The following is a 5,926-nucleotide window of genomic DNA, read 5'->3' on the forward strand; positions in this document are numbered from 1 at the left end:
CAGCAGTTTTTCTACATGGGTAAACAGCTCGGCGGCAAAGGCCACTTCTTTGGGGCCGTGCATTTTGGGTTTCACGATGTACACCGAACCCTTGCGGCTGTTGCGGATGCCGTTGGCGCCTTTGCCTTGCAGGTCGTACAGGGCGATGGTGGTGGTAATCACCGCATCCATGATGCCTTCGGGAATTTCTTTGTCGCCGTCGTACAAAATGGCAGGGTTGGTCATCAGGTGGCCCACATTGCGAAGGAACAGCAGCGAGCGGCCATGCATGGTCAGGGGCTGGCCATTGGCTGCTGTGTATTTGCGGTCGCCATTCAAGCCACGGGTAAAGGTTTTTCCGCCTTTGGTGACCGACTCAGTCAGCGTGCCTTTCAAAATGCCCAGCCAGTTGCTGTAGGCCACAATTTTGTCTTCAGCATCCACCGCTGCCACAGAGTCTTCCAGGTCCAAAATGGTGGACAGGGCCGCTTCCAGCACCACGTCGGCCACGCCAGCCGCGTCACTTCCGCCAATGGGGGTGTTGCGGTTAATGATGATGTCGGCATGGATGCCGTTGTTCACCAGCAGCACAGAAGAGGGGGCCGACGCATCGCCCTGGAAGCCCACCAGTTGCGCTGGGTTCTTCAGGCCCACGGTGTTGCCGTTGGCTTGCTTTACTTTCAGCGTGCCGCCTTCTACGCTGTAGCCGGCTGCCTCTTTGTGGCTGCCGCCTTCCAGCGGGAACGATTCGTCCAAAAACTTGCGGGCAAATTCAATCACTTTGGCGCCGCGCACAGGGTTGTAACCGCCAGCGCGGTCAGCACCACCTTCTTCAGAAATCACATCCGTGCCATACAGCGCGTCGTACAGGCTGCCCCAACGTGCGTTGGCGGCATTCAGGGCGTAGCGTGCATTCAGGATGGGCACCACCAGCTGGGGGCCTGCCTGGGTGGCCAGCTCGTCGTCCACGTTGGCGGTGGTGGCCTTTACATTGGCGGGCGCTTCCACCAGGTAGCCAATTTTTTTCAAGAACTCTTGGTAGGCGGCCATGTCTTTGATGGGGCCGGGGTTGGCCTTGTGCCAGGCGTCCATTTCCAGTTGAATGCGATCGCGCTCTGCCAGCAGGGCAACATTCTTGGGGGCCAGTTCGTGCACGATGGCGTCAAAGCCTTTCCAGAACGAGTCGTGGCTAACGCCCACGCCGGGCAACACCTGTTCGTTCACAAAGTTGTAGAGCGATGTGGCCACTTTTAGGCCATGCACTGTGGTGCGTTCTGTCATGGTTGAATACCTCAAGGTTGTCGTTGTTCTGTAAACGGATGATTGTAAAGGAAGAAGACGCATTTCTTGTGGCCATTCTGGCCAAGTGGTCCGCTGTGTGGGTCATTTCAGCTTTGCCAAAAAAGTAAAACTCTGGAAAACCCCAATCAAATCCTTTGCCCAAAGTGCGCATAGTGCAAGGCAAAACCAACACCAACACCGATTGGGGCAATTCACCATGCAGTTTGATTACATTGTGGTGGGCGCAGGCACCGCAGGGGCGCTCATGGCCAACCGTTTAAGCGCCAGCGGGCGGTACACCGTGTTGCTGCTGGAAGCTGGCGGCAAAGACAACTACCCCTGGATACACATTCCCGTGGGTTACCTGTATTGCATCGACAACCCACGCACCGACTGGCGGTTTAAAACCCAGCCCGATGCGGGCTTGAACGGGCGAAGCCTGATCTACCCGCGTGGCAAAACTCTGGGCGGCTGCTCCAGCATCAACGGCATGATCTACATGCGCGGCCAAGCCCGCGACTATGCACAGTGGGCGCAGCTTACAGGCGACGAGGCCTGGAGCTGGCAAAGCTGCCTCAAAGACTTCATTGCCCACGAAAGTAACCACCGTTACGACAACCCGTATGCCGAGGAGGGCGACCCCGAGTTGAACCGCTTCCACGGCAACCGGGGCGAGTGGCGTGTGGAAAAGCAGCGCCTGAAATGGGACATTCTGGAGGCTTTCTCACAAGCCGCCCAACAGGCGGGCATCCCGGCCAGCGCCGATTTCAATCGCGGCGATAACTTTGGTGTGGGGTATTTTGAAGTGAATCAAAAAAGCGGTTGGCGCTGGAACACGGCCAAAGCGTTTTTGCACCCCGTGCTTGGCAAGCGGCCCAACCTTAGCCTGTGGACCCACGCACAAGTCAAACAATTAACCCTGGCCAGCGATTCAAGCACGGGCCTGCGCTGCACTGGGGCCACGGTGGTAAGGCAAGGCGAAGTGGTGCAGGTGCAGGCCCTGCGCGAGGTGGTGCTGTGCGCTGGGGCCATTGGTACACCGCATATTTTGCAGTTGTCGGGCATTGGCCCTGCGCAGGTGTTGGCCCGCCATGGCGTCAACGTGGTGCTGGACAAGCCCGGCGTGGGTGCCAACCTGCAAGACCACCTGCAAATACGCTCGGTGTACAAGGTGCAAGGCGTTAAAACCCTCAACACATTGGCCAATAGCCTATGGGGCAAGGCCCGCATTGGCCTGGAATACATGTTCAAGCGCAGTGGCCCCATGAGCATGGCCCCGTCGCAACTGGGGGCATTCACCAAAAGCAACCCCGCGCTGCCATATGCCAACATTCAATACCATGTGCAGCCCCTCAGCCTGCCTGCATTTGGCCAACCCCTGCACAACTTCAATGCTTTCACCGCCAGTGTGTGCAACCTCAACCCCAGCAGCCGCGGCACGGTGCACATTCAAAGCCCAAACTTTGAAGACGCGCCGGCCATTGCCCCCAATTACCTCAGCACGGAAGAAGACCGCCGTGTGGCCGCCGATTCCCTGCGGGTGACCCGCCACATTGTGAGCCAGCCTGCCTTGGCGCCGTATCAACCCGAGGAATACAAACCGGGCGTGCAATACCAAACCGATGAAGAATTGGTCACCTTGGCTGGCGACATTGCCACCACCATTTTTCACCCGGTGGGCACCGCCAAAATGGGCAAAGCCACCGACCCCATGGCGGTGGTGGATTCGCATTTGAAAATGATTGGCGTGGAAGGCTTGCGGGTGGTGGACGCCAGCGTGATGCCCACCATCACCAGTGGCAACACCAACAGCCCCACCTTGATGATTGCCGAGAAGGCAGCCCGCTGGGTGTTGGCAGACGCCAATCAGCGGGCCAGGGCTTAACTGCGTCAGGCCAGCGCGGGTCGCTTGACCAAGGCCTGCAAGCGCTTGCGCTGCAGGCGCATGTCGGCCTCCAGGTTTTTAAATTTGGCTTTGTATTGGGCCATGACCTCGCCATTGGCCAGGGCCTCGCGGGTTTCGCGGTACCAGGCTTCTTTGAGTTTGGCCCAGTCTTGCAAGGCCTTGGAGTAATGCTCGTACTCTTGCGCCAGCCTGGCTTTAAAGGCTTCCACTTGCGCTTGCATGGTTAGTGGTTGGGTTTGCAGCTTGGCTTCCGCGCGTTTGAATTGCATGGCAATGCGCGCCTTTTCAATGGCAAATTTGTCGCAGCGCTTCAGGTTTTTGGTCAGCCCCACAACACTCAAGCCCGCAATGAGCCACTTGGTGGGGTCGATGTGGTACCACTTTATGCCGTTGCGGTAGTCGTACTGGAACAGGTGGTGGTAGTTGTGGTAACCCTCGCCGTAGGTGAACACGGCCAGCAGGTCGTTGTCGCGGGCGGTGTTCTCGTCGGTGTAGGGGCGGCGGCCCCAAATGTGGGCCAGCGAGTTGATAAAAAACGTGGTTTGGTGGCACCACACCAGGCGCGCCAGGCCGCCCAGCAGCACCACGCCCCACACGTCGCCCAGCAAGTAGCCCAAAATAAAAGGCAGCGTAAAATTTAGGCCCAATGCCAATGCTGTGTAGTGCTTGTGCTGAAACATCACCATGGGGTCTTTGAGCAGGTCGGGCGCATTGCTAAAGTCGTCCCGGCCAGAGGGGTATTGGCGCAGCATCCAGCCCATGTGCGAAAACCAAAACCCGCGCTTGGCCGAGTAGGGGTCGTGGTCCACATCGTCCACATGGCGGTGGTGGGTGCGGTGGCCCGAGGCCCACACCAAAATGCTGTTTTGTACGGTCATGGTGCCAAACACCATCAGCACAAAACGCACCACCCAATGGGCCTCGTAAGTGCGGTGCGCCCACAGGCGGTGGTAGCCCGCCGTGATCGACAAACCACACAGCACCGCCAACACCACAAACGAACCCCAGGCCGCCGCGCTGAAATCGTTAAACCAGGCGTAGGTGGGCAGCAGCACAAGCGCAGCCAGGCTGGTGCCATACAAGGTAATGGCCGCAGGCCAATGCACGGGGGCGGTGTTGTTGTGGGTGGTCATGGCAGATGGTTTTTATGGTTAAAGCCCGTTTGGGCAAGCCAAGGCATCATACTGGATTTTTTAGCGGACCACCCAATGCTTTGATGAGTGCCGGAACCAGCTTGCGAAGCTCCCCGGTCATCAGGGCGAAGTCAGTGTCGAAGGCATCGGCGTCCGGGTCGCTGTCGGCTTGCTCCTTCAGCACATCAAGCGCGGCCAAGCGTTTTATTTGCAGGTTTTCCTGTAGTACAAACGAGACACGATCCGCCCAGGTCAAGGCCAGCTTGGTGACGTCTTTGCCACCTTCAATGTGCTTGCTCACCTCTGCGGCTTCCAGTGCGTGCTTTACATAGCGCACGGTGGCGGCCTGGTCCCCGCGGCCTTTCAGCTCGCAGTCTTGGTCTATGGTGAAGGGGGGTGGGCAGTCTTGCTCGGCCAGCCAGGTGGTCATGGCCACCATGGGCGACAACTGCGTTTTGAAGGGCACAGGCTGTACGCCGGGCACGTGTTTAATCAGGGCGCCCACCAGTTCGTCGGCTTTGGCCGGGCTGCCAGCGTCCACCACCAGCCAGCCGTCGGCGGTGTTTACCCAGGCATGAATACGACTGCGAATGGCAAAGGCGCGCGGCAGCAGTTCGTCGGTCACCTGTTCTTTAATTTCTTTCATTTGCTTGCGGCCAGGTTTGTAGCCCTCGCGCTCTTCAATTTCGGCAGCGCGCGCTTTGGCAAACTGGGTCACCACCGTACCGGGCAGCAACTTTTTTTCCAGGCCAAGGGCAATCAGCAGTTGCCCTTCGGTGTGGTGCACAAAACCCGCGCCTTCGGCCTTGGGCTCTACCCAACCCCGGGTTTGAAGGTCGCCCCCGCCACAGGGCTGCAAGGCGTTGGCAGCCAGCTTTTCTTCCAAAGATTCGGCGGTTTCGTTCCACTGCTTGAGTTGGTACACAAATAAATTTTTAAACCACATGGCTCGCGTTCAATTCCAATTTTGGGGCAGGCAGTGTAACGCAAAAAATCACAGCGGCTTGTCGGGCAGGGGAATGAACTCCTTGTCGTCCCCCGGAATGAGACCGAACTTGCCGTTCTTCCAATCCTCTTGGGCCTGCACAATGCGGTCTTTGGATGAGGACACAAAATTCCACCAAATAAAACGCGGCTCGCTCAAGGGTTCACCGCCCAAAAGCATCACGCGCGCGTCGGTGAGCGCGCGAATTTCAATTGACTCCCCCGCATTGAACACCGCCATTTGCGTGGGCTTGATCACCGTGTTCCCCACTTGAATGTCGCCCATGCCCACATGGGCTGCGCGGTCGGTGTATTCGCTGGGTAAGCGCAGTGTGCTGCCCGCGGGCATTTGGGCATCCACATAAAAAATGGGGCTAAACACCTGCACCGCCGCTTCTTCGCCCCAGGCCTTGCCACAAATCAGTTTTAGCTGCATGCCATCCACGGAAAATTCTGGCAGGTCTGCACTGCCATGGTGGAAAAACGCAGGCGCTGTTTCTTCATATTCCCGGGGCAGGGCCACCCAGCTTTGCAAGCCGTGCGCCCGGTGTGCGGCGGCTTTCACCTCGGGTCGGGTGCGTTCAGAATGCGCAATGCCTCGCCCAGCGGTCATCCAGTTCACTGCGCCCGGTGTGATCAATTG

General features: G+C 58.3%; 5 protein-coding genes. 1 reads left to right on the forward strand and 4 read right to left on the reverse strand.

Annotated elements, in window-relative coordinates:
• Positions 1-1,260, reverse strand: a 1,260-nt coding sequence (locus tag ACEQU8_RS13420; RefSeq protein WP_370264276.1) for a malate synthase G, incomplete at its 3' end; no start/stop codon positions are given.
• Positions 1,261-1,477: 217 nt separating this feature from the next.
• Here ACEQU8_RS13420 and ACEQU8_RS13425 point away from each other — a divergent pair.
• On the forward strand, positions 1,478-3,145 hold the full coding sequence (locus tag ACEQU8_RS13425) for a GMC family oxidoreductase (protein ID WP_370264277.1): 1,668 nt from the start codon (positions 1,478-1,480) through the stop codon (positions 3,143-3,145).
• Positions 3,146-3,150: 5 nt separating this feature from the next.
• On the opposite strand, the gene ACEQU8_RS13430 is transcribed toward ACEQU8_RS13425, so the two are convergent.
• From ACEQU8_RS13430 to ACEQU8_RS13440, 3 genes are all read right to left on the reverse strand, one after another.
• Complete coding sequence (locus ACEQU8_RS13430) at positions 3,151-4,299, reverse strand: acyl-CoA desaturase (RefSeq protein ID WP_370264278.1); 1,149 nt, start codon at positions 4,297-4,299, stop codon at positions 3,151-3,153.
• Positions 4,300-4,345: 46 nt separating this feature from the next.
• Positions 4,346-5,245, reverse strand: coding sequence for a recombination-associated protein RdgC (locus ACEQU8_RS13435; RefSeq protein ID WP_370264280.1), 900 nt, complete (start codon positions 5,243-5,245; stop codon positions 4,346-4,348).
• A 48-nt stretch (positions 5,246-5,293) separates the two neighbouring features.
• On the reverse strand, positions 5,294-5,926 hold a 633-nt coding region (locus ACEQU8_RS13440; protein ID WP_370264281.1), incomplete at its 5' end, for a pirin family protein.

Origin of the sequence: Limnobacter sp. (assembly GCF_964228395.1) — a bacterium.
Classification (GTDB): domain Bacteria; phylum Pseudomonadota; class Gammaproteobacteria; order Burkholderiales; family Burkholderiaceae_B; genus Limnobacter.

Bases quoted from the DNA above. Each gene is read 5' to 3' on its own strand.
- ACEQU8_RS13435 (WP_370264280.1), bottom strand. From the start codon at position 5,245: ATGTGGTTTAAAAATTTATTTGTGTACCAACTCAAGCAGTGGAACGAA.
- ACEQU8_RS13425 (WP_370264277.1), top strand. From the start codon at position 1,478: ATGCAGTTTGATTACATTGTGGTGGGCGCAGGCACCGCAGGGGCGCTC.
- ACEQU8_RS13430 (WP_370264278.1), bottom strand. From the start codon at position 4,299: ATGACCACCCACAACAACACCGCCCCCGTGCATTGGCCTGCGGCCATT.